This is a genomic window from Rhodovibrio sodomensis (assembly GCF_016583645.1).
GTDB classification, from domain to species: Bacteria; Pseudomonadota; Alphaproteobacteria; order Kiloniellales; family Rhodovibrionaceae; genus Rhodovibrio; species Rhodovibrio sodomensis.
This window is the reverse complement of the sequence record NZ_NRRL01000082.1, coordinates 1-2,500: the sequence shown is the minus strand read 5'-3', so window position 1 is coordinate 2,500 and position 2,500 is coordinate 1. Positions and strand designations below refer to the sequence as shown.

Annotated in this window: 2 rRNA genes (1 of these 2 cut by a window edge); both read left to right on the top strand. The window is 61.6% G+C overall.

What is annotated here, in order from left to right:
• Nucleotides 1-2,101, top strand: a 23S ribosomal RNA gene (locus CKO28_RS19995); it begins 662 nt to the left of the window's first position.
• A 225-nt stretch (nucleotides 2,102-2,326) separates the two neighbouring features.
• A 5S ribosomal RNA gene (gene rrf / locus CKO28_RS19990) occupies nucleotides 2,327-2,441 on the top strand.
• The last annotated feature ends 59 nt before the right edge of the window (nucleotides 2,442-2,500 follow it).

Genomic DNA, 2,500 nt, shown 5'->3' with positions numbered 1-2,500 from the left:
CAGACCCGAAACCAGGTGATCTAGCCATGGACAGGCTGAAGGTGGGGTAACACCCACTGGAGGGCCGAACCGACCGATGTTGCAAAATCGGCGGATGATCTGTGGCTAGGGGTGAAAGGCCAATCAAACCTGGAGATAGCTGGTTCTCCGCGAAAGCTATTTTGGTAGCGCGTCACGGCTTGGCCGCCGGGGGTAGAGCACTGGATAGGCTAGGGCCCCGCGAGGGGTACCAAACCTAACCAAACTCCGAATACCGGCGAGCTCGACCGTGGCAGACAGTCCATGGGTGCTAAGGTCCGTGGACGAGAGGGAAACAGCCCAGACCGCCAGCTAAGGTCCCGAAGTGGTGGCTAAGTGGGAAAGGATGTGGGACGGCCAAGACAACCAGGAGGTTGGCTTAGAAGCAGCCATCCTTTAAAGAAAGCGTAATAGCTCACTGGTCTAGTTAAGCTGTCCTGCGCCGAAAATGTACCGGGGCTCAAGCCACCCACCGAAGCTGCGGGTGCATGACCAACGGTCATGCGCGGTAGCGGAGCGTTCCGTAGGCCTGTGAAGGGATACCCGCGAGGGATCCTGGAGGTATCGGAAGTGCGAATGCTGACATGAGTAGCGACAAGGAGTGTGAGAACCACTCCCGCCGCAAGCCCAAGGGTTCCTGCGCAAGGTCAATCCGCGCAGGGTGAGCCGGCCCCTAAGACGAGGGCGAAAGCCGTAGTCGATGGGAATCAGGTTAATAGTCCTGAGCCAGTGGCAGGTGACGAATTCAAAACGTTGTCGGGTCTGATCGGATTGATCCGGCAGCCGGCGAGTTCCAGGAAACAGCCGCCACGATACTGACCGTACCCGAAACCGACTCTGGTGGGCTGGTAGAGTATACCGAGGCGCTTGAGAGAACGGCGTTGAAGGAACTCGGCAAATTGCCCCCGTAAGTTCGCGAGAAGGGGGCCCACCCATCGGGCAACCGGTGGGTGGGGGCACAGACCAGGGGGCGGCGACTGTTTACTAAAAACACAGGGCTCTGCGAAGCCGCAAGGCGACGTATAGGGTCTGACGCCTGCCCGGTGCCGGAAGGTTAAGGGGAGGAGTTCACGCTCCGAACCGAAGCCCCGGTAAACGGCGGCCGTAACTATAACGGTCCTAAGGTAGCGAAATTCCTTGTCGGGTAAGTTCCGACCTGCACGAATGGCGTAACGACTGCCCCACTGTCTCCAACGCCGACTCAGCGAAATTGAATTCTCCGTGAAGATGCGGAGTCCCCGCGGTCAGACGGAAAGACCCCGTGCACCTTTACTACAGCTTTGCAGTGGTACTAGGGCGTGCATGTGTAGGATAGGCGGGAGGCTTGGAAACGGCTGCGCCAGCAGCCGTGGAGCCGCCCTTGAAATACCGCCCTTGCGCGTTCTAGTACCTAACCGCGGCCCGTGATCCGGGTCCGGGACCCTGCATGGTGGGTAGTTTGACTGGGGCGGTCGCCTCCCAAAGTGTAACGGAGGCGCGCGAAGGTAGGCTCAGGCTGGTCGGAAATCAGCTGATGCGTGCAATGGCATAAGCCTGCCTGACTGCGAGAGCGACGGCTCGAGCAGAGACGAAAGTCGGTCATAGTGATCCGGTGGTCCCGCGTGGAAGGGCCATCGCTCAACGGATAAAAGGTACGCCGGGGATAACAGGCTGATCTCCCCCAAGAGTCCACATCGACGGGGAGGTTTGGCACCTCGATGTCGGCTCATCACATCCTGGGGCTGGAGCAGGTCCCAAGGGTTCGGCTGTTCGCCGATTAAAGTGGTACGTGAGCTGGGTTTAGAACGTCGTGAGACAGTTCGGTCCCTATCTGCCGTGGGTGTTCGAGACCTGAGAGGAGCTGTCCCTAGTACGAGAGGACCGGGATGGACGTACCTCTGGTGGACCGGTTGTGGCGCCAGCCGCATCGCCGGGTAGCTACGTACGGACGAGATAACCGCTGAAAGCATCTAAGCGGGAAACTCCCCTCAAAACCAGGTCTCGCTATCAGAGCCGTGGTAGACCACCACGTCGATAGGCCGGAGGTGGACGCGCAGCAATGCGTGAAGCTGACCGGTACTAATCGCTCGATCGGCTTGATCCCGGAGCTTGCCTCGCGCACAGCGGTAAACCCCGCACCCCGGCGCGACGCCAAGCCAAGCCCAACCCGACCGGCTCAAGACGCGACCCAACGTCATCCCAATCGACCGCCCACGCGGACAGGCCCCCTCCCGATCGGGGCCGCACCCGCCAGGGCAGCGGACCCGGGCCGACCCGGGCCGTCCCCCGCGCGCCAGCCGCGCACGGACCCGGACGGGCGCTCGAACGACCTGGTGGCCATGGCGGCGGTGACACACCCGACCCCATCCCGAACTCGGCCGTGAAACCCGCCAGCGCCGATGGTACTGCATCAACGGATGCGGGAGAGTAGGTCGCCGCCAGGTCTTTCAAGCGCAAACCCCCGCAAGCCGGGCCCCCTCCCCCCGCCGCGTCATTTCCGACC